At 65.1% G+C, this 21835-nt stretch carries 18 protein-coding genes, 1 tRNA gene and 1 pseudogene; 2 read left to right on the plus strand and 18 right to left on the minus strand.

The window, feature by feature from the left end; all coding sequences use genetic code 11:
• Window positions 1-121 precede the first annotated feature (121 nt).
• From QM712_RS15600 to QM712_RS15610, 3 genes and pseudogenes are all read right to left on the minus strand, one after another.
• Window positions 122-371, minus strand: a pseudogene (locus QM712_RS15600) (hypothetical protein).
• Window positions 372-616: 245 nt separating this feature from the next.
• Window positions 617-1936 (minus strand): PQQ-dependent sugar dehydrogenase, encoded by a 1320-nt coding sequence (locus tag QM712_RS15605; RefSeq protein WP_415024048.1) that lies wholly within the window; start codon window positions 1934-1936, stop codon window positions 617-619.
• Window positions 1936-2370 (minus strand): DUF2231 domain-containing protein, encoded by a 435-nt coding sequence (locus QM712_RS15610; protein WP_415023997.1) that lies wholly within the window; start codon window positions 2368-2370, stop codon window positions 1936-1938. The genes QM712_RS15605 and QM712_RS15610 overlap by 1 nt, the downstream gene beginning before the upstream one ends.
• Window positions 2371-2587: 217 nt before the next feature.
• On the opposite strand from QM712_RS15610, the gene QM712_RS15615 reads away from it, so the two are divergent.
• Window positions 2588-3223, plus strand: a complete 636-nt coding sequence (locus QM712_RS15615) for a PepSY domain-containing protein (protein ID WP_415024049.1) — start codon at window positions 2588-2590, stop codon at window positions 3221-3223.
• Between the two features lie 930 nt (window positions 3224-4153).
• Here QM712_RS15615 and QM712_RS15620 read toward each other — a convergent pair.
• From QM712_RS15620 to QM712_RS15630, 3 genes are all read right to left on the minus strand, one after another.
• A tRNA-His gene (locus QM712_RS15620) sits at window positions 4154-4230 on the minus strand.
• Between the two features lie 191 nt (window positions 4231-4421).
• Window positions 4422-4856 carry a phasin gene (locus QM712_RS15625; RefSeq protein WP_415023998.1) on the minus strand — a complete coding sequence of 145 codons (435 nt, stop codon included), beginning with the start codon at window positions 4854-4856 and terminating at the stop codon, window positions 4422-4424.
• Between the two features lie 603 nt (window positions 4857-5459).
• On the minus strand, window positions 5460-5843 hold the full coding sequence (locus QM712_RS15630) for a phasin family protein (protein WP_415023999.1): 384 nt from the start codon (window positions 5841-5843) through the stop codon (window positions 5460-5462).
• 315 nt (window positions 5844-6158) lie between these two features.
• Here QM712_RS15630 and QM712_RS15635 point away from each other — a divergent pair, with 315 nt between their 5' ends.
• On the plus strand, window positions 6159-9644 hold the full coding sequence (locus QM712_RS15635; RefSeq protein ID WP_415024000.1) for a PAS domain-containing protein: 3486 nt from the start codon (window positions 6159-6161) through the stop codon (window positions 9642-9644).
• A 184-nt stretch (window positions 9645-9828) separates the two neighbouring features.
• On the opposite strand, the gene QM712_RS15640 is transcribed toward QM712_RS15635, so the two are convergent.
• The 12 genes from QM712_RS15640 to QM712_RS15695 all read right to left on the minus strand — a co-directional run bounded on the left by QM712_RS15640 (window position 9829) and on the right by QM712_RS15695 (window position 21821).
• A complete protein-coding gene (locus tag QM712_RS15640; protein ID WP_415024001.1) occupies window positions 9829-11001 on the minus strand; it encodes a thiolase family protein in 1173 nt (390 codons plus the stop codon).
• 299 nt (window positions 11002-11300) lie between these two features.
• Window positions 11301-12890 (minus strand): phosphoglycerate dehydrogenase, encoded by a 1590-nt coding sequence (gene serA, locus QM712_RS15645; protein WP_415024002.1) that lies wholly within the window; start codon window positions 12888-12890, stop codon window positions 11301-11303.
• 19 nt (window positions 12891-12909) lie between these two features.
• Entirely contained in the window at window positions 12910-13686 is a 777-nt protein-coding gene (locus tag QM712_RS15650) for an enhanced serine sensitivity protein SseB C-terminal domain-containing protein (protein WP_415024003.1), read from the minus strand.
• A gap of 74 nt (window positions 13687-13760) precedes the next feature.
• Window positions 13761-14933, minus strand: coding sequence for a phosphoserine transaminase (locus QM712_RS15655; protein WP_415024004.1), 1173 nt, complete (start codon window positions 14931-14933; stop codon window positions 13761-13763).
• 79 nt (window positions 14934-15012) lie between these two features.
• Window positions 15013-15219, minus strand: a complete 207-nt coding sequence (locus QM712_RS15660; RefSeq protein ID WP_415024005.1) for a hypothetical protein — start codon at window positions 15217-15219, stop codon at window positions 15013-15015.
• A 158-nt stretch (window positions 15220-15377) separates the two neighbouring features.
• On the minus strand, window positions 15378-15842 hold the full coding sequence (locus QM712_RS15665) for a GNAT family N-acetyltransferase (RefSeq protein WP_415024006.1): 465 nt from the start codon (window positions 15840-15842) through the stop codon (window positions 15378-15380).
• A 17-nt stretch (window positions 15843-15859) separates the two neighbouring features.
• Window positions 15860-16450 (minus strand): glutathione S-transferase family protein, encoded by a 591-nt coding sequence (locus QM712_RS15670; RefSeq protein WP_415024007.1) that lies wholly within the window; start codon window positions 16448-16450, stop codon window positions 15860-15862.
• A 74-nt stretch (window positions 16451-16524) separates the two neighbouring features.
• Window positions 16525-17412 (minus strand): outer membrane protein, encoded by an 888-nt coding sequence (locus QM712_RS15675; RefSeq protein ID WP_415024008.1) that lies wholly within the window; start codon window positions 17410-17412, stop codon window positions 16525-16527.
• A 168-nt stretch (window positions 17413-17580) separates the two neighbouring features.
• Entirely contained in the window at window positions 17581-18417 is an 837-nt protein-coding gene (locus QM712_RS15680; RefSeq protein WP_415024009.1) for an outer membrane protein, read from the minus strand.
• Between the two features lie 227 nt (window positions 18418-18644).
• Window positions 18645-19895 carry an MFS transporter gene (locus tag QM712_RS15685; protein ID WP_415024010.1) on the minus strand — a complete coding sequence of 417 codons (1251 nt, stop codon included), beginning with the start codon at window positions 19893-19895 and terminating at the stop codon, window positions 18645-18647.
• 181 nt (window positions 19896-20076) lie between these two features.
• Window positions 20077-21420, minus strand: coding sequence for a phosphoglucosamine mutase (glmM, locus tag QM712_RS15690; RefSeq protein WP_415024011.1), 1344 nt, complete (start codon window positions 21418-21420; stop codon window positions 20077-20079).
• 233 nt (window positions 21421-21653) lie between these two features.
• Window positions 21654-21821, minus strand: a complete 168-nt coding sequence (locus tag QM712_RS15695; protein ID WP_415024012.1) for a hypothetical protein — start codon at window positions 21819-21821, stop codon at window positions 21654-21656.
• Between the last annotated feature and the right edge of the window lie 14 nt (window positions 21822-21835).

The raw sequence follows: 21835 nt of genomic DNA on the forward strand, positions 1-21835 counted from the left end.
CCCGCCCAAGGCGGGCCGCTTTTTGTTACAACCACGGTCGGGCGGAGACAGGCCGGAAAAGGCCTCTCACGGCCCGTCGCCGGAACGGATCCTACGATCTCCACTCAGTCTCAAGGCGTTCCTATTCGCACTCGGGGCACGTGTCGCCGACCGAGTCGAGAACCTCGCGGACCTCGGCAACGGCCTGGTCCGGCGATAGCCCGGACGGGGGGTCCTCGCGAGCCACATCGAAGGCGTGCTCCCGCGCGTGCGGGTCGGCCCGGTCCTTCGCCCACCCGTGCTCCGTGGATGGAGCCTGCTTCCTGCAGGACACGTATCGCCCATGCACGCAGCGTTCGAATCGCAGGCTGTCGTTCCTCGTTATCATCGATGTCGCTCCCGCAGGAACGAATCCCTCCGCACAGCGTTTCGATCCTAGCGGTATCACGGAGCAGGGATTCGCAATCGGCAGGGCAGAACCTCTCCTACTGCGCCCGTCAGGACTCTGCGTCGCGCCGCAGCTTTAGGGCTCATCAGCTGGGGCGTTCATCCAGGTCTCGACCTCGTCGCACCGTCAGGATCACCGGCACGGCCATCGGATGGACCTCGGGGAAGCAACGCTGTGCCAGTGTCTTGGCTAGGGCTTCTTTTGGTCCGCGCTTACGCGCCACACGGTATTGCCAGTGTCGTCGGCGACCAGCAGGGCGCCTGTGCGGTCAAGCGCAACGCCCACGGGGCGACCGCGGACCGTATCGTTGTCACTGCCGAGAAATCCGGTGACGACCGGGACGGGTTTGCCCTCCGGCCGGCCATTCACCAGCGGCACGAAAACCACCTGGTACCCATTAACCGGTGCACGATTCCAACTGCCGTGCTCCCCGACGAAAATGCCGCTCCTAAACTCAGGTGACAGCGTTTCGCCTTTGGTGAATGCGAGGCCGAGGGCCGCCACATGTGAACTTAGACCGTAGTCGGGCTTGATCGCCTTGGCCACCAGATCGGGTCGCTGCGGATGGACGCGGACGTCCACATGCTGGCCCCAGTAGCTGTAAGGCCAGCCGTAGAAAGCGCCCTCTTGGACCATGGTGAGATAGTCCGGGACTAGGTCCGGTCCGATTTCGTCCCGCTCATTGACCACCGCGAACAGCCGGCCTGTTTCGGGATCGACCGCTAGATTGGTCGGATTGCGCGTACCCGACGCAAAAATGCGCTTCGCGCCGGTCTCGCGGTCAACCTGATAAATCGCGGCACGCCCCTCTTCGGCGTCGAAGCCGTTTTCGGTGATGTTGCTGTTGGACCCGACGCCGACATAGAGCTTGGACCCATCCTGGCTTGCAACCATCGCTTTGGTCCAGTGGTGATCTATCGGGCCGGCCGGAAGTTCCGCAAGTTTCGTACCCGGCTCCGTGATCTTGGTCTGCCCGAGCGAGTACTTGAACGCTATGATCGCGTCCGTGTTGGCAACATAGAGCATCCCGCCTACATACGCCACGCCATAGGGCGAGTGAAGGTGGTCGACGAGAACCGTCTGCTCTTCCGGCATTCCATCGCCGTCGGCGTCCCGAAGTAGTGTGATGCGGTTGCCTCCCTTGGCGGCAGTTCCTGCTTTTGCTTTCACCTTGCCTTGGATGAAGTCCTTGGGCCGGAAAGCTGTGGTGCCGGGACTGTTACCTTCGACGACCAGGATGTCGCCGTTCGGCAAAGGATAGACGATGCGAGGATGCATCAGCCCCGTCGCCATCGCCTGAACTTTTAATCCTCCGGCAGCAGTCGGAGTCTCCCCCGGCTTCCAGCCAACTTCCTTGGGGACTTTCATGGGCGGCAACAGATAGTTTCGAGGCTCCGGCAGATAGGGATCCGATCCGTATTGCCGCACGGGATCACCGCCCTGGTCGCCACAGGCGGACAGTGCGAACAGGGCGCAGATGGCCGGCAAAGTCTGCAGAGTCGAACGGATCACGGGCGGTCTCCGGCCGCGGGCATTCGAACCGTAGTCACCTTCCATCCGTTGAAGGCGGCCATCAGCAGCAGAATCGTCACGATCGCGGAGATCGTGATTCCCTGCGGCACGACCGAGGTCCACGCATCGCGGCTGTGGATGAAAATATTCAAGAGAGAGAGAGAAGCGGCCGCCGCAACGAGCAAGAAGGAGAGCCAATTTATCCGCGCGGCGCGGCCGGTCAGAAAATCGATGATCAGGACAATCGTGGCGAGGAGAGCCATGATCAAGCCCCCAACAATCAGCCACGACGACATGTTGGCCCACTGCCAGTTCGATGTTTCCCAATACATGATGTCGCCAACCGACGCGGTAATCAGCAGGGTCGCCCCAGCGCCGATGAAAATGGGGTGCAATAGCGTTTTAGGGCCGGCGGGAACCAAACTGGCCATCTCCAAAACATTGCCTCCGCGTCAAGTCGGCGCCCCTCTTGCTCGGCGGAAAACGCAGTAGCACCACAGCGGTTCCTACTCTTCGACACGGGCGCATTTCCGTCGATGACAGCACGGTCACAGACTGACAAGAAGCTGGTCAACGACGATGCGGCCGCCAATCCGAATGCGCGCCTCTGCCCGGATGTCGCTTGAGAGCTGATGGCTGCCAGAGAACATATTCCCCCATTGTCCGCGCCCTAGTCGTCATAGGCGACACGTTACTTCACGCCAAGCTGCTTCTGGGCTTACCAGGCAAACTGTTCCGCGGTGTGATGGGCGTGCCGTTTCTCGTCGCCGTCGTCTCAGGCGTCGTTGTGTATGGACCGGCGATGCGCAAGATCAGTTTAGGCACAACCGATCGCGACTGGCCACATGGCTCGACGTCCATAATCTACTTGGTGCCGTCACCATTCTGTGGATCTTTGTTGTCGGATCGACGGGAGTGCTGAACACGTGGGCTGATCTGCTCGTCAAGGCGTGGCAATATGGCCAGCTCGCAGAGATGGTCGGCGAACATGGCGACCGCCCGCGCCCGGCAAAGCTCGCCTTCGTCGAGGCGGCCTTCGCATCGGCACAAGCGAAACTGCCGAGCATGACGCCGTCGTTCGTCGCGTACCCCGGCTCGATGTTCTCCAGCAAGAGTCACTATGCCATTTTCATGCGCGGGAGCTGCTCGAGCCCGTGCTCATCGATGCGAGCGATGGATCCTTCACCGATACGCGCGACATGCCGTGGTACGTTGCGGATCCTGCTTCTGTCGCAGCAGCTCCATTTCGATGACTGTGGCAGAACGCCGTTCAAGATCGTGTAGGCCGCACTGGGACATTTACACGATAATGGTTCTGATCACGAGCCTTCATCTTTGGGGCAAAGCGGCGTCCGAAACGGGGTGAGACAGCCCGAACGCGTGTTCAACGTCGAACGCGCCCGGAGCGCTTGATGCAACGCGTACGTTCGATCGCGCGTAGCCTATCGGCTATCTATCGCTGGCCGGCCACCATAGCCGCCGCGTCTGCTTTCGGATTGATCTTCGCACTGCTGGGCGACGGGACATGGGAGGCCGCGTAGTGGTTTCTGCTCGGGTTGCCAGTGGCCATTGGCCTTTATTTCCTGGCTCGCCGCCCAAGCAATCCATGACGGTCCGTTATGGCCCGTCGCGTCGTTTCGCTGCGACGCGACACCCGGTTGCAGACATCGCGCCTCGAGAGTACACAGCGCAGAGTGGAATTCCAGCAATTACAGCAGTCTAGGAATACCTACAGCGATTGAGGTTGTGATAAAAGCCGGTGGGCTGCGCTTCTCCCGCATGCCTCTCAAGATGTGACGAAGAATAAAAACTGGAGGACAAGAGCGAGTTCCCTCGGTTCGATCTGCAGCAATGGCCGTCGCGTTATGTTCTTATTCGCACGCAGCTCGCAGTCTCCGCTGGTTTTTGCCCGACGGATGTGACCTCTCCGAAATTAAACTCCTGTTTCAGCGTGACAGGGCCGAGTTCGCAAACGCACTTTCGCGCCATGACGCTTGGTAGTCACCCGAGAGATATGGATTTCTCGCATCACCTCTTGAACCACATCATCCTGCCAGGAGAGACGTACTTTGCAGGTCGCTTAAGCGGATTTTTGAACTCCGCCCCGTCCGAGCAAATTTCACTCCGATCGCGCGTTTTGATTGCCGTGGTAGCTAGGTGGTAGCTAGCGACCTTTGGCCGTCGCACGTATACAATCTAGGTCATTGATTTTGCTGGTACAGTTGGGTGGGCTCGAACCACCGACCTCCTGTTCCACAGACAGGCGCTCTAACCAACTGAGCTACAACTGCATCCTTGCGAGCCGCCCGGGGGCGCCTTGGACAGGCTGGTCACCGAGGGGGGCTGGACGGGGCGGAAACTAGGTGCAACGGCCTGCTTTGGCAAGGCCGCAATCCCTTCGAATCGTCCCTTGGTCAACGTTATTTCCAAAGCAAAACCCGGGCCCTGCGGCCCGGGTTTCCTGATCGAACGCTCCGGCCGCTCAGGCGGCGGGCTTGTAGAACTTCGAGGCCGAGGCCTTGATCGGCTCGGCGGTCTCGGCGGCGACGCGCTGGCCGATCTCGACGAGCTCCTTGGCCTGGGCCTGGAACGTCTCGATCTGCTTGCGGGCATGGCCGGTCCACAGCTCCATCGCCTCCGACGGCGACTTGATGCCGAGCAGCTCCTGGGCGAAGTCCAGATGAGCGCTGGTGTTGGCCTTCATGAATTCCATCACCTTGGCGGTGTACTCGCTCGCGCCCTTGGAGGCGGAGGTGAACACGGCTTCGATGGTGCCGTTCTGGCTCTCGGCAGCATCCTTGAACTTGGCGTAGCTCTCGCGGGCCTGCGAAACGCCCTTCTCGGCGAACGCACGCATCTGCTCCGGGACCTCGAACGGAATGATCGAGGCGGAGAAGGGATCAGTCGCACCTGTCATGGTTGTCCTCACGATAATGGAAAAATGGAGTGAGCCTTCCGGCGCGCCCGCCCGGCCCCAATCCGGGCCTTGGAATTCGGCGGGTACGAAGACTGGAAACGCGAAACAACGAGATGGCTCGCCCAGCGCCCAGCACTATCGCTGCCTAACATGTCAACATTGTGCATCGCAATGCAATGTGGGGTGCGGCGCGATAAATTAATCGCGGGCAGGATGAGGTTCCGCTGCGGGGGAACCCGTGGTTGCAGGTGCCTGGTGATGGGCGGAGGGCCGGCCTGCATGGTTCGAGACGCCCGCTTTCGCGGGCTCCTCACCATGAGGGGTGAGAGGTGAGATCGCCGCGAGGGCTGGAAGTGGGGCGTTCCGGCAGTCCCATTGCCGTCATTCCGGGGCGCGCGGCGCGCCCGGACTCCACGGCGGTGCGGGCACGGTGGAGCAATGGACTTCCGGGTTCGCGACTACGTCGCGCCCCGGAATGACGAGGAGGGTTGGTGCCCTCGGGGCTGGTGCCGCGAGGGATGGTGCCCGGGGCGGTTGCCTGGGGCTGGTGCCGACGGGGTTCGTGCCCTGGGAGCTAAATGCCCTGGCGGCCAGCCCCGGGGGCTAGTGCCGGGGCTTGGTCGCGTCCAGCGCGGCGCGGCTGACGATCTGGCCCATTTCGCTGGCCTGCGCCGCGAGGCTGCGCATCTGGGCCTGCACATATTCGCCGTGCAGGCGCATGACCTCGGAGATGTCCCGGGCGTGCACCAGCGACTGGGCATAATCGAGCGAGGACTGCACATTGGCTTCGGCGAAGGCGATCGCGCGGGTGCTGATGTCCCGGGCGCCGGCCCGCATGGTCGCGCCGTGCTCGCCGATCGAGCCCGCGGCGGCCTCGGCGTTGGCAAGCAGCTTCTCGAATGCCTCGCGCGCCTGTTTGAAGCTCGATTCCGCCATGGATCGCATCTCCGGCGGAATCTCGAAACGCTCATGGGCCTGATCGGTCATGCCTGCCACTCCTGTTGCCTGTCCCGGCTTCGCTTGTCCCGGCCGCGCCGCTGTCCCTGCGGGGCGCCCGCCGCAAGGCTAGCAGCGCCGGGTATTGCGGATGTGACGCCAGCCGCCGCTTTCGCGAATCCCGGGTGCAACGCTGGCGCGGGCTTGCGGGTTCGGCCACATTAAGGTTATCGCGGCTTAAGGCCGCCCCCGAGGGACCGGGACGTGGACCTGCCCGTGCCCCCGGGCGATACTAACCCTTTCTTAAGGCTGTCATTCCCGGCAGCCCCAGGCGCGATACGTGACAGCCAGAAGCAAGCCGGTCGGATGACGAGTTCGGATTTCCAGTTGCAAGGCGTGGGCGACCCGCGGCTGGCCGTGCATGCGACCTCTCCGCTGCCCGCCTGGCTCTGGTCGCTCGACGGCGCCCGCGTGCTGTGGGCCAATCCGGTCGGCGCGAAATTCTTCGGTGCGGCCCATGCCGCGGCGCTCGCGGCCCGGACGTTCGGCCCCGCCGATCCCCATCGCCGCCAGGTCGCGCAGCTCGGCCGCCGCCTTCCCGCCGGAGACGCCGTCAGGCTGGAGCGGCTGCGCGGCTTCGGCGCGGCGCTCGGCGCCATGATGACCTGTGCCTGCGCGCGGCTCGCATTTCCCGACGGCAGCCAGGGTGTTCTCGTCACCGCGCTGGATCCGACCGGGCGCACCATGCCGCTGGTCGAGCGGCTGCATCGCCTCGTCGACGGCGCGAAGGTGCCGATGGCGGCGTTCGCGCCCGACGGCCTGTTCGTCGGCGCCAGCGAGGCCGCGCGCCCGCTGCTCGGCTTCCGCGATCTCGGCGAGGCCGGGCTCGACCAGGCGCGCAGCGACGCGCTCGCCAACGGCCGCGTCGAGACGCCGATCGGCATCGGCCAGATGGTGCTGCAGCGGGTCGGCCATGGCGCCGATATCGGACTGATCGCGATGATCGAGCCTGCCGCGCAGCAGGCAGCGACGGCGACAACGGATGCCGCGCAGGCGACGGCAAGCGCCGCGCAGGCGACGGCGAGTGCCGCGCAGGCGACGACAAGCGCCCCGCCGGATATCGCCGAGCCCGCCGCGCGCGCGGACACGCGGCCCGCGTCCGATGTGCCGCCGCCCGCGGCTCCGGCCGCGGCGAACGATCATGCGCCGCCCGCGCCATCGCGCGAAGCGCCGTCTCCCTTTGCATTGTTCGATGCCTTCGCCGAGCCGGCGGCGACGCCCGCGCCGGTCGAGACATCCGCGCCGGTGGCGGCGATCGAGACTGCGCCGCCCGCGAGCGAGCCCGCGACCGACATCGCCGCGATCCAGGATGCGGTTGACGACGCGATCGAACAATCCGCTCTCGAACCGATCGACGCCGCGCCGCAAACGCCGGTTGAAAACCCGCCATCAGCCATCGTATCGCCGCAGGCCGCGCCGATGACGACCGGCATGGTCGAGCCGCCGCCGGAACATGCGCAGCCGCCCGCGCCGCGCCAGACTCCGCTGCGCTTCCTCTGGCAGATGGATGCGGAGGGGCGCTTCGTGCTCGGCTCCGACGAGTTCATCCGCCTGATGGGCGCGCACACCGCGGCCGGTTTCGGCCGACCCTGGCGCGAGATCGCCGACGAGTTCGCGCTCGATCCGGACGGGCGCGTCGCCGAGGCCCTCGCCACGCAGGACACCTGGGCCGGGATCACGGTGAACTGGCCCGCCGATGGCGGCGAGCATCTGCCGGTCGAACTCGCGGGCCTGCCGGTCTATGACGGCGGGCGCAATTTCGCGGGCTTCAAGGGCTTCGGCGTCTGCCGCGATCTCGACGGCCTCAACCGGCTCGAAGCGCTGCGCCGCTTCGAGCTGTTCGCCGAACCGCCCGTGCCGGTGGCGCTGTCCGCCGATGTCCCGGGACCGGAGCCGGAGGCCGAGACCGCTGCAAAGCCTCCCGAACACGAGCCGCCCGCTCCCGAACCTGAAATCGAACCTGAACCTAAACCTGACCTGCCCGAACCCGTCACCGAAGCGAATTCACACCCAACCGATCTGGAAACACCCGTGGAAACGCCTCCCAATGTCGTGCCGTTCCGCGCCCCCGGCGATGCGCGGCCACCGACGCTGACCCCGGTCGAGAACAGCGCCTTCAACGAGCTTGCCCGGCAATTGTCCGAACGGCTCGAACGCGAGCGCGAGACGCTTGCCGCCGCAACATCGGAGCCCGCCGCCGGCGAGATCACGCCGGAGCCGACACCGACCGAGCCGGAGGCACCGCACGCACCGGCGCAATGGCTGACCGAACCTGCGCCGCCCGCACGCGGCGACAGCGCGCGCGACCGCACGCTGCTCGACCTGCTGCCGACCGGCATCCTGATCTACCGCCTCGACCGCCTGCTCTACGCCAACCCCGCGTTCCTCGCACGCATGGGCCATGCCAGCCTGAGCGCGCTGGAGGATGCCGGCGGGCTGGACGCGCTCTATGTCGAGCCCGGCGTCTCGGCGGCAAGCAGCACGTCGCAGGCCGGCACGCCGGTCACGATCAGCGCGACGCAGCCCAACGGCGAGCATCCGCTCGCGACCACGGAAGCGCATCTGCACACGATCGACTGGAACGGCGAATCCGCGCACGCGCTGATCTGCGCGCTGCCGCAGGCCGCGCCTGCCGTCGCCGAGCCCGTCGTCACGCCGCCCGCGCCGGAGCTCGACGCCGGCGAAGCCGATGCCGAGGATCTCGCCGCGATCCTGGACACCACGGCCGAAGGCATCGTGATGTTCGACGCCGAAGGCAACATCCACGCCTGCAACCGCAGCGCCGAGGCGCTGTTCGGCTATGACGGGCAGGCGCTGCTCGAGCAGAATCTCGTTACCCTGTTCGCGCCGGAGAGCCAGCCCGTCGTCATCGACTATCTCGACAGCCTCAAGGGTCAGGACATCGCCAGCCTGCTCGACCATGGCCGCGAGGTGCTGGGGCGCGAGAAGAAGGGCGGCGTCATTCCGCTCGCGATGATCATGGGCCGCACCCGGCCCGATGGTCCGAACTTCTTCGCCGTGTTCCGCGACCTGTCGCAGAGCAAGAAGGGCGAGAGCGAACTGAAGCAGGCGCGGCGCCTCGCCGACGGCGCCGCCAACGCCAAGGCCGACATGCTGGCGCGGATCAGCCACGAGATCCGCACGCCGCTGAACGCCATCATCGGCTTCGCCGAGGTGATGATCTACGAGCGCTTCGGCGCGCTCGGCAACGAGCGCTACGGCGAGTACATGAAGGACATCCGCGCCTCCGGCGAGCGCGTGATCTCGATCATCGACGACCTGCTCGAGCTCTCGCGCATCGAGACCGGCAAGCTCGACCTCAACTTCGCCAACCTCAACCTGAACGACCTCGTCGAGGCCTGCGTCGTGGTGATGCAGCCGCAGGCGAACCGCGAGCGCATCATCATCCGCACCTCGCTCGCCCATGCGCTTCCGCAGGTGCTGGCCGATGCGCGCGCCTCGCGCCAGATCACCATGAACCTGATCTCCAACTCGATCCGGCTCGCGAGCGCCGGCGGCCAGGTCATCGTCTCCACCGCGCTGACCGACCGCGGCGAGGTCGCCTTGCGCATCCGCGACACCGGCCATGGCCTGTCCGAACGGGAGGTCGCGGCCGCGATGGAGCCGTTCCGCACCCCGCCCCCGGGCGATGCCTCGGACAGCGCGGCGCTCAGCCTGTCGCTGACCAAGGCGCTGGTCGAAGCCAACCGCGCGCAGTTCCACATCAGGAATGCCGGCCATTCCGGCACGCTGATCGAGGTGGTGTTCGCGCCGGCGCTGGCGAGCGCGTAGAGCCTCAAGCAATCCGGATCGATCGTCATTCCGGGGCGCGCCTCTTGGCGCGAACCCGGAATGACGGTGGCGACCGGATGAGCGGCGGGTCCCTCACTCTTCACGCCAGGCTGGCTCGAGAAAACGCCAAGCAAAAAGGGCACGGCTTCCGCCGTGCCCTTTCGCATTCACGCTAGTCTGGTTCTCAGCTATAGATCTCGAACAGGCCGGCGCCGCCCTGGCCGCCGCCGATGCACATGGTCACGACGCCCCACTTGGCCTTGCGGCGCGCGCCTTCCTGGAGAAGATGGCCGGTGAGACGGGCGCCGGTCATGCCGAAGGGATGGCCGATCGCGATCGAGCCGCCGTTGACGTTGTACTTGGCGGGATCGATGCCGAGTTCGTCGCGGCAATACAGGCACTGGCTGGCGAAGGCCTCGTTGAGCTCCCAGAGATCGATGTCGTCGATCTTGAGGTTGTTGCGCTTGAGCAGCTTCGGGATCGCGAAGACGGGGCCGATGCCCATCTCGTCCGGCTCGCATCCGGCGGTCGCCCAGGCGACGAAGCGGCCGAGCGGCTTGAGGCCGCGCTTCTCGGCGTCCTTGGCTTCCATCAGCACCACGGCGGCAGCGCCGTCCGAGAGCTGGCTGGCATTGCCGGCGGTGACGAACTTGCCGGGGCCCTTGACGGGCTCGAGCTTGGCGAGGCCCTCCATCGTGGTCTCGGGCCGGTTGCACTCGTCGCGATCGACGACGTAGTCGACGATGCTCTCGGCCTTGGTCTGCTTGTCGACGACCTTCATCTTCGTCTTCATCGGAACGATCTCGTCCTTGAACTTGTTCGCCTGCTGGGCGGCGGCCATGCGGCGCTGCGACTCCAGCGAGAACTCGTCCTGATATTCGCGGCTGAGCTTGTAGCGCTCGGCCACGATGTCGGCGGTGTCGATCATCGCCATGAAGATGTCGGGCGCGACCTTCAGCAGTTCGGGATCGATCGATTCCTTCGGCGAGGGGCCGCCGGGAATCGAGATGCTCTCGACGCCGCCGGCGACGATGCAGTCGGCGCCGTCGGAGCGGATCGAGTTCGCGGCCATCGCGATGGTCTGCAGGCCCGAGGAGCAGAAGCGGTTCACCGACACGCCGGCCGTGGTCTTGGGCAGGCCGGCCAGCAGCGCGGCCTGACGGCCGATATTCGGCGCGCCATGGGCGCAATTGCCGAGATAGCAATCCTCGACATAGTCCTTCTCGACGCCGGCGCGGTCGACCGCGTGCTGGATGGCGTGGGCCGCCAGCGACATCGGCGGCGTGATGTTGAACCCGCCGCGGCCGGACTTCGCCAGGCCCGTGCGCGCATAGGAAACGATGACGGCTTCACGCATTGTTTTCTCCCTTTCGACGATTGGTACGGAGCGTCCTGGCGCCATTGGTACACAAAGTTGGCGGGCCTTGGGGAAAATAAAGCGCGGCACGGCCTCAACAAAAACGCCGCCCTCGCGGGAGGGCGGCGTTGTTCCGCATGTCGGAATATATGATGACCATCATTCCGGGGCGCAGGAGCGCCTTTCGATCCCTGCCACATGCCCGGACTTGCGCCGGGCAGCAACGATTTTCCGCGCGCGAGGCGACAGGTGGATGGCCGGATCAGGCCCGGCCGTGACGGCAGACGGCGGCCGGCGCGTCAGAACGTCAGCGCCTTGACCTGCTTGACCTGCGGCAGGGCCTGCACCTTGGCAAGCAGGTCCGGCGGCACCACGCCGTCGACCTCGACGAGCGCGATGGCGTCGCCGCCCTGCTCGACGCGGCCGAGATGGAAGGTCGCGATGTTGATCTTGGCATCGCCCAAGAGCCCCGCGAACTTGCCGATGAAGCCAGGCTTGTCCTCGTTGGTGACGTAGATCATCGACTTGCCGAACTCTGCATCGACCCGGATGCCCTTGATGTCGACGAGGCGCGGCTTGCCGTCGTGATAGACGGTGCCGGAAACCGAGCGCTCCTGGCGTTCGGTCGCGACCGTGACGGTGATCAGGCTCTCGTAGTCGCTCTGCGCGGCGCGCACGATCTCGTCCACCACCATGCCGCGCTCCTTGGCGACGACCGGCGCGGAGACCACGTTCACCTCGCCCAGCATCGGCCGCAGCAGGCCGGACAGCACCGCCGAGGTGATCGCCTTGATCTTCATCTCGGCCACCTGCCCCTCATAGGTGATCTCGACCTTGAGGATGCCGCTCTCGGTGAGCTGGCCGGCGAAGGAGCCGAGCTTCTCGGCGAGCGCGATGAACGGCTTCAGCTTCGGCGCTTCCTCCGCCGTGATCGAGGGGAAGTTGACGGCGTTCGAGATCGCGCCGGTGAGCAGGTAGTCCGACATCTGTTCGGCGACCTGAAGCGCGACGTTCTCCTGCGCTTCGGTGGTGGAGGCACCGAGATGCGGCGTGCAGATCACATTGGGATGGCCGAACAGCACGTTGGCGGTGGCCGGCTCCTCGACGAAGACGTCGAAGGCGGCGCCGGCGATGTGCTTGGAGTTGAGCGCGTCGACCACGGCCTGCTCGTCGACGAGACCGCCGCGGGCGCAGTTGATCAGGCGCACGCCCTTCTTCATCTTGGCGATCGCGGCCGCGTCGATGATGTTCTTGGTCTTGTCGGTCAGCGGCGTGTGCAGCGTGATGAAGTCGGCGCGCCTGAGCAGCTCGTCGAGCTCGACCTTCTCGACGCCGATGTCCTTGGCGCGCTCGGGCGACAGGAACGGATCGAAGGCGACGACCTTCATGCGCAGGCCGAGCGCGCGGTCGGCGACGATCGAGCCGATGTTGCCGCAGCCGACGACGCCGAGCACCTTGCCGGTGATCTCGACGCCCATGAAGCGGTTCTTCTCCCACTTGCCGGCCTGGGTGGAGGCGTCGGCCTGCGGGATCTCGCGCGCCAGCGCCAGCATCAGGGTGATGGCGTGCTCGGCGGTCGTGATCGAATTGCCGAACGGCGTGTTCATCACGATGATGCCCTTGGCGGTCGCCGCGGGAATCTCGACGTTGTCGACGCCGATGCCGGCACGGCCGATCACCTTGAGGTTGGCGGCCTTGTCGAGGATCTTGGCCGTCGCCTTGGTCGCGGAGCGGATCGCGAGGCCGTCGTAATTGCCGATGATCTCGGCGAGCTTGTCCTTGTCCTTGCCGAGATTGGGCTGGAAGTCGACCTCGACGCCGCGATCTTTGAAGATCTGCACGGCGGCGGGGGAGAGCGCGTCGGAAATGAGAACTTTCGGTTTGGTCATGGGAGGGCCTGCCTGGCTGTTATCTGAAGAGTTTCTGGAACAAGCCGCGCTTGGCGGCGGGAATCGGAATGCCGGTACGCAAGGTCGATGCGAGTGAACTGTCCTCGAGCGGGACGGCATCGAGCGGCCGTCCCTTCAGGACATCGCCGGCGACCGCGCGATTGATCGCCGCCTGCACTTTCGACCACGATCCCTCGTGATCGACGCCGAGCATCCAGCTCTGCTCGGCATGCCCCGCCCGCGCCGCCAGCATCAGCCAGGCGCCGCGGATCGATTTCACCGTACCGAACTCGCGCGAGAGCGCCGAGATCAGCGCCTCCGGTACGTCGCTGGGATGGCCGAGCAGCAACTGCTCGCCCGCGGGAATCGTGATCGTCTCGGCGCCTTCCTCGAAATGGCCGGCGAGCAGCCGTTTCACCTCGGCAGGGGTAAATTCCTTGCCGTAGTCGGAGCCAGGATTGAGCACGAAGGATGCCTCCGGGTAGCGGCCAAACAGATCACGCGTGCTGTCGGGGGCGACGACGTGATCGCCACCGAACCAGGCACGCGCCCGGGAAGGCGCAGTGAAGAAAGGAAGGAACCGCTCTCCGCCGCGCGTCACGCTCGGCATCGAAAGCCTGGTTCCTTCCGGAATGATTGCATGGCCGTCCGGTCCCGGCGCGATGCGGCCCGCTTCGGGCACCAGCACCACGACGGTCTCGGCGTCGAGCAGCGCCCGCGCGAAGGCCGGACGTTCCGACGGCTCCTGCGCGGCACGCATCAGCATGCGCTCGATCTCGTTCTCGGGTTCGAACATGACGGGCCTGTGGAGATCAGGCCGCGCGGAGAGATCCGCCCGGCATCAACTCACGGCGTTGCGAGACTGCCTTGTCAGGCAGCCTTGGGCAGCGCGGCCTTGGTCTCGGCGAAAGCCCAGTCGATCCACTGGGTCAGGATCTCGACATCCTTGGCCTCGACGGTCGCACCGCACCAGATGCGCAGGCCTGCCGGCGCATCGCGGTAGTATGCGAAGTCGAAGCCCGCGCCTTCCTTCTCGACCAGCGCGACCAGCTTCTTGCAGAAGTCGGCCTGCGCATCCGCCGGGAGCGAGGTGATGGCGGGATCGGTGAACTTCAGACACACCGACGTGTTGGAGCGGATCGAAGCATCCTTGGCCAGGAAGTCGACCCAGGGCGTCTTCGCCTTCCAGTCGGCGAGCACCTTGGTGTTGGCGTCCGCGCGCGCGATCAGCGCCTTGAGGCCGCCGATCGACTTGGCCCAGTTCAGCGCGTCGAGATAGTCCTCGACGCAGAGCATCGACGGCGTGTTGATGGTCTCGCCGACGAAGATGCCTTCGTTGATCTTGCCGCCCTTGGTCATGCGGAAGATCTTCGGCAGCGGCCAGGCCGGCTTGTAGGTCTCGAGCCGTTCCACTGCCCGGGGCGAGAGGATCAGCATGCCGTGCGCGGCCTCGCCGCCGAGCGCCTTCTGCCAGGAGAAGGTGACGACGTCGAGCTTGGCCCAGTCGAGCGGTTGCGCGAACGCAGCCGAGGTGGCGTCGCAAATGGTCAGGCCTTCGCGGGTCGCGCTGATCCAGTCGGCGTTCGGCACACGCACGCCGGAGGTGGTGCCGTTCCAGGTGAAGACGACGTCGCTCTTGGGATCGACCTTCGACAGGTCGGGGATCTCACCATAGGCCGCGTTCAGCTTGGTGACGTCCTTGAGCTTCAATTCCTTGACGATGTCGCTGACCCAACCCTCGCCGAAGGATTCCCAGGCGAGCGTGGTGACGGGCCGCGCACCGAGCAGCGACCACAGCGCCATCTCGACCGCGCCGGTGTCGGAGGCCGGCACGATGCCGATGCGATAATCGGCGGGCACCTCGAGCACCTCGCGCGTCAGATCGATCGCGAGCTTGAGCTTGGTCTTGCCGACCTTCGCGCGATGCGAACGGCCGAGCGCTGCGTCCTTGAGATTTTGGGCGTTCCAGCCGGGGCGCTTGGCGCAGGGGCCGGAGGAGAAATGCGGCACGGTCGGCCGCGAAGCGGGCTTCGCTACAGTCATGTTCTACCCTTCCAGATAGTGAGCCTCCCGTTGGGGGGAGGTGTCCCGCCGCGGCTCTTACGGGAAACGGCTCACAGCGTCAAGGAAGTTCCGGCTCCTCACGGTGGAGTGATGGCGCCTCCGGCGCGATCTCAGGGGATTCGATTTCGCTGAGCGCATTCAGCAAGTCCGTTGCCTCACTGATCAACTGCGCGGCGCGGCGACGACTGCCGACTTTCAAAATGCTGTTGTCGTCGGCCTGCACGACATAGTCGTTGCCGACCTTGATCATCGAATAGCGTTTCATTGAAGTCCCCGAACCAACCGAGCCCGGTGTCTGACGCCTGCGTAACACCGTTCGTTCCCGGATAAACGCGCGCGTCAGCTGGGTAGTTTATCAGCTCTTAATTCATACGAATGCGCGATCCGATTTTGCAGATCGCGCAACGGCCACGACGAGCTGCTTCAAAAGCGGACAGTCATGCCGACATGACTCGCCGCGAAGCCGAGCCGCTTGTAGAAGCGCTGCGCGTCAACACGGCTCGAATGCGTCAGCAATTCGACGAGATTGCAGCCGCGCGCTTTCGCTTCCGTCACCGCCCATTGCACGAGCTGCTCGCCGATGCCGCGACTGCGACAATCGGAAGCGACGCGAACGTCTTCGAGCAGACCGCGCAAACCTCCTTGCGAACTGATGCCGGGCAGCACCGCAAGTTGCAGACAACCAACCACCCTACCCTCGCTCTCGGCGACGACGAGCGTGAGATTGGGATCGCGCTCGACGCGCTCGAATGCCGCGTAGTACGGCGCAGGCAGCGGATCTTCCATGCGCTCGCGGGCGCGGCCGAGATGATCGTCGGCGAGCATCGCCACGATCGCAGCGACGTCGTCCCGGCGCGCGGGACGAATGGCGACGGATTTGGCATTCATGTCGGGAAGCTCCAGATTCAACGCGCCGGCGGCAGGCCGAGATAAGCCTCGGTCTCGCCGATCCAGCGCCGGACGGCGGCATAGCGGCCGAGTTCGAAACCGCCTTCGTGCGCGAGGCGCGTATAGGCAAGCAGGGAGACGTCTGCCAGCGAAATCATGTCGCCCGCGAAGAATCGGCTCGTCACCAGATGACTGTCCATCCGGTCGAGCGCCGCATGGCCGCGCTTGACCTTCTCGGGATCGAGATCGGAAACGTTCTTGCCGAGATAGACCAGCTGGAAGCGGCACACCGCGATGTAGGGTTCGTGGCTGTACTGTTCCCAGAACAGCCATTCGTCCATCTTCGCCGCGACAAAGGCATCGCGCGGCACGAGCGCGCTGTCGCGGGCAAGATAACGGATGATGGCATTCGACTGCGCCAGCGCGCGGCCATCGTCGAACTCGACGGTCGGCACCTGGCCCGCGCCGTTCATCCGCAGGAATTGCGGCGTGCGCGTTTCGCCCTTGCCGGTGTCGATCTCAATCCATCGATAGGGCACCGCGAGCTTGTCGCAGACCCATTTCACCTTGAGACAATTTCCGGAATTGCTGTCGCCGTAGATCTTCATTGCCGCCGCCCGAATTCGGGCGACAGAGCATCAGGACGAAGCAGCCCTGTCAACCACAGAGCCGGGACACGGCATCAGAACTTGTAGCCGAGCCCGACGCGCGCGTTGTTCAGCGTCACCGACGTGTTCATAACTGGGGAAAACTGCACGTGCTCGTATTCGACGCGCGCGAACAAACCGCCCCACAGGCAGTATTCGAGGCCGATGCCGGCGGTCCAGCCGACCACGAAGGCGTTGGACTTGTGCTGGCTCTGCGTCTGCGACTGCGACGGAACGGGGTTCGTCGTTCCCGTCACGATCGTCGTGTTGCCGAATGCGTCCGTGACCGTCGTGTCGGTCCGCAGCGTCACGTTGCTGGTGACGGTGCGGGAGACGTCCATGCGGCCAATGGCAGCGCCGCCGAAGATGTACGGCATGAAGTCGCCGCCGTCCCAGCCCACGCGACCGCGCAACGTGACCATGTCCTTGACCTGCGCGGCAGCAGCGCCGGTCAGCGTCACGCCCCAATGGTCATAGGCGCCGGCGGGCACGGTGTCGCCAGGCGGGTTGACGATGTCGAGCGAGTTGGAGCCCTTCGACGAAGCCGCGAGATTGTTGAAATAGGTGTAGGTGCCTTCGAGACCGAGAATGGCATCGTACCATTGCCAGTTGCGGCCGACGAAGCCGCCGAAGCTGGTGCTCTGCGCGGTGTTCTTCTTGAGCAGCGACCAGGTCGACGTCGGCTGCTGCAGCACGCTGTCGCGGAAGATGTAGTTGGTCAGGCCGACCACGCTCTGCCCGAAATCGGACGAGTCGGTCGCGTAGCCGAACGTGCCGCCGGCGTAGAAGCCGTCCCAATTGTGCGTCGTCTTCGACAGACCGTCCGTGAAGCCGCCGCGCAGCACCGGCAGATCCGGCATATCGGCCGCGTGCGCGACAGACGCCGTTCCCAACATCGCCGCAACCAACCAAAGCCTACGCATTGCAACGCTCCATCGAACTCGAACTTTCGCCCGTGATCATGGCTCGTTAACCTTAACCAATGGTTGCGTTGGAGGCTTTCATCGCTGCCAGCAATGAAAAATACGCAAAGCAAAACGGCGCGGGAAAATCCCGCGCCGTTAAGAGACGTTAAGCGATCGAGCGAGCGATCAGCCCTTGGTGATGAGCGGCGGCGGCGCGTAGACCGGCGGGCTGTTGAGATCCCAGCGCACGCCGAGCTTCACGTCGTGCGAGGTGATGTCCTTCAGCTTGATCGAGCTCGGGCCGGAGATGCTGCCGTCGAAGGCGGTGTAGTTGCCGGGCGCGGCGTCGCCGAGGTTCATGTAGCTGTACGCGAGTTCGACGGTGAACCCGGGATTGACCTTGTAGGCGAGACCAGCATGCGCGGCCCAGGCGAAGTTCCACTTCCCGTTGTCGGCGAAGTAGGTGACGCTGTTGGACAGCGCGCCGGCGGTGTAGCGCATGCCGTCGTCACGGAAGCCGCTGAGCTTGTTGTAGGAGGTGCCGACGCCGGCGCCGATGAAGGGGGTGATGCACCACCAGGTGCCGAGGTCGACGTAGGCGTTGGCCATGAACACCCACTCGGACTTGCTGCCGGAATAGTTGTTCACGCCGATGTCGCCGGCACCGTAGGTCACGGTGTTGGAACCGTGCAGGTTGGCGCGGCCGCGCCACTGGCCGGTCACGTCGGCACGGAACCAGTTGTTGAAGCGATAGCCGGCGCCGAGGTCGAACAGCGGCGAGCTGTCGAAGCCGAGGCCGCTCGTCGTCGTCGGGTAAGTCTGTGCAACCGCGCTGTCGATCTTGCTGACGCTCTGGTTGGTCATGCCGACATCGCCACGAAGATACCAGCCGCCGAAATCAGCGGGGGGCGCCGGCGGCGCGTACATGGGGGGCGGGGCCGCGATCGGCATGTCGGCGGCGTATGCCATCGACGAGATCAGGGTTGCCGCACCCGCGGCAAGGAGAGACTTCACGCTACGCATTGGCTTCGTCCTTATGGCCGGTGAGGCAAAATACGGACGCCCCACGTTCTGGAAACTCACGGGCGGACGATGGCAGCAAATGCTTAAGCGCCACTTAACCCTAATTTTTAAGGTTGATTTTTTCTGACTTCGCACGCGCACGCAGCGCGAGCGTTGCAAAAATGCAGCGCTCGCGCGTCACAATCGCTAACGATGTGTGAAGGGGCGATAAGGCCGGAGAGGAAGTGTTAACGCACGTGCCGCGGCAGTTTCGGCAGGAACACGGCAAGCAGGCCGATCGCCGGCAGGTAGGCGCAGACCTGGTAGACGAACTCGATCGAGGTGTGATCAGCGAGCTTGCCGAGCACGGCCGCCCCGAGGCCGCCGATGCCGAAGGCGACGCCGAAGAACACGCCGGAGATCATGCCGAAGCGATGCGGCACCAGCTCCTGCGCGAACACGATGATCGACGACGTCGTCGAGGAGATGATGAGGCCGATGATCACGGACAGCACCGCGCTGCCGGCGAGACCGGCATAAGGCAGCGCCAGCGTGAACGGCAGCGCACCGAGGATCGAGATCCAGATCACGATCTTGCGGCCGAAACGATCCCCGAGCGGGCCGCCGAGAAACGCGCCGACCGCGTTCGCCGCCAGGAATACGAACAGATAGATCTGCGCCGCCTGGGTCGACACGCCGAAGCGGTCGATCAGGTAGAAGATGTAGTAGCTCGACAGGCTCGAGACGTAGAGCTGCTTTGAGAACAGCAGCGCCACCAGCACCGCGAGCGCGACGCCGACGCGGCGCGAACTCGGCGCGTCGGGATGCGCCTGAACAACCGCCGTCTTCTTCGCCTTGATCTGCGGCTCGTACCACCGGCCGATGCGCCACAGGATGACGATGGCGAGGAACGCGATCGAGGAGAACCAGGCGATGCTGCCCTGCCCGAACGGCACCACGATCAGGGCGGCCAGCACCGGCCCCATCGACGTGCCGAAGCTGCCGCCGAGCTGAAACACCGACTGCGCGAAGCCGTAGCGTCCGCCCGAGGCGAGCCGCGCGATCCGCGCGGATTCCGGATGGAACACCGCCGAGCCGAGACCGACCAGCGCGGCGGCGACGAGGATGACGAGATATTGGTGCGCGGCGCTGAGCAGCAGCAGGCCGAAGAAGGTCGAGGCCATGCCGATCGAGAGCGAATAGGGCTGCGCCTTCTTGTCGGTGTAGTGCCCGACCACCGGCTGGAGCAGCGACGCGGTGAACTGGAACGCCAGCGTGATCATGCCGATCTGCGTGAAGTCGAGCGCGTAGGTGTCCTTCAGGATCGGGTACACCGAAGCGATCAACGACTGCATGGTGTCGTTGAGGAAGTGCGAGAAGCTGATGCCGGCGAGCACGATGTAGGCCGGCCCCGCGGCCCTGGCGGCGGCCGGCGCCACGTCGTTGATGACGACGGGCTCGGTCAGCGTTTCCTCGGAGACGACGACAGGCTTGTTCAATGGAGTATCCCGGCAGGCGCGGCGAGCCGCAGCGCCCGCTCATTACGCTGCAACGCGCGGTAGAGCCACCGCCAATCGCCGATGGCAGGGATGCATGCGCCCGGTTTCACCACGAAACGGTCCGGCCCGCATGGTTCGAGACACCCGCTTGCAGCGGGCGTCTCGAAGGATGGCCGCGAGCTCAGGCCGCGGCCTGGCCGAGCGCCGAGACGATGGTGTCGACGACTTCCTCGACGAGGATGCGGTCCTCGCCCTCGCCCATCACGCGGATAACCGGTTCGGTGCCGGAGGAGCGGATCAGCAGGCGGCCATGGCCGTTGAGTCGTTTCTCGCCGTCGGAGATCGCCGATTTGACGTCGGAATCGTCGAGCGGCTTGCCGCCCTTGTGACGGACGTTCTTCAGGATCTGCGGCAGCGGATCGAAGCGATGACAGACCTCGGAGACCGGCCGGCGCAGCTTCTGCACCACCGCCAGCACCTGCAAGGCGGCAACGAAGCCGTCGCCGGTGGTGGCGTAGTCCGACAGGATGATGTGGCCGGATTGCTCGCCGCCGAGATTGTAGCCGCCGTTCAGCATCTGCTCGAGCACGTAGCGATCGCCGACCGGCGTGCGCACGAGATCGAGCCCCTGCCCCTTCAGGAACCGTTCCAGGCCGAGATTGGACATCACGGTGGCGACGATGCCGGGGCGCGACAGCCGCCCGTCTTCCTTCCAGCTCTGCGCGATCACGGCGAGCAACTGGTCGCCGTCGACGATGTGGCCGCGCTCGTCGACCAGGATGACGCGATCGGCGTCGCCGTCCAGCGCGATGCCGATGTCGGCGCGCATCTCGCGCACCTTCTTCGACAACGCTTCCGGCGAGGTCGATCCGCATTCCTTGTTGATGTTGAAGCCGTCGGGCTCGACGCCGATCGGCACCACGTCGGCGCCCAGCTCCCACAATGCTTCCGGCACCACCTTGTAGGCGGCGCCATTGGCGCAATCGATCACGACACGCAGGCCGTCGAGCGAAAGGTCGCGCGGCAGCGTGCGCTTGGCGAATTCGATGTAGCGATCGTGCACGCCGTCGATACGGCGGGCGCGGCCGAGGCTCGCGCTCTGCGCCAGCCGCTTGTCGAGGGATTCGTCGAGCAGCAGCTCGATCTGCTTCTCGACGTCGTCCGACAGCTTGAAGCCCTGCGGGCCGAACAGCTTGATGCCGTTGTCCTCGAACAGGTTGTGCGAGGCCGAAATCATCACGCCGAGATCGGCGCGCATCGACTTGGTCAGCATCGCGACGGCCGGCGTCGGCATCGGGCCGACCAGCAGCACGTCCATGCCGACGGAGGTGAAGCCCGCGACCATCGCGTATTCGATCATGTAGCCGGACAGGCGGGTGTCCTTGCCGATCACCACCCGGTGGCGATGATCGCCGCGCTGAAACGCGAGGCCCGCGGCCTGGCCGACCTTGAGCGCGAGCTCAGGCGTGATCAGTCCGTTGGCGCGGCCACGGATTCCGTCCGTCCCGAAATATTTGCGGCTCATATCGTCCCCCACGCAACAACCAGGGATCCCCACTACAACCACTAGGTGCCCGAACGGGCCCCGCATCCCTGATTTGCTGAGGTCTTATAAAGCCAACGCGGCTAACTTGGCTTCAAGAAATATGATGAATCATTACGGAACAGGGCCGCCGGCCGCCCCGGCAACCCATTGTTAACACTATATTTCCTGTGGAACCCGGAACCGGCCCGATCCGCGCCCTCTGCGCCCGTCCGCTAGTCCTTGCGCTTCACATGGCCATCGCCGCGACTCGGCGGCGGCTGGGTGACGCTGACGGGATCGGAGCCCGGGAAGGTCTCTTCCAGACCTTCCTCCAGCGCTTCGTCGAGGCGGCGCTTCTCCTTGGCCTCGTTCGGCGTCGGCTCATTGTGCGGCCTGGTCATGGCGCCCTCCTCGC

The organism is Bradyrhizobium sp. (assembly GCF_047605465.1).
Taxonomy (GTDB): domain Bacteria; phylum Pseudomonadota; class Alphaproteobacteria; order Rhizobiales; family Xanthobacteraceae; genus Bradyrhizobium.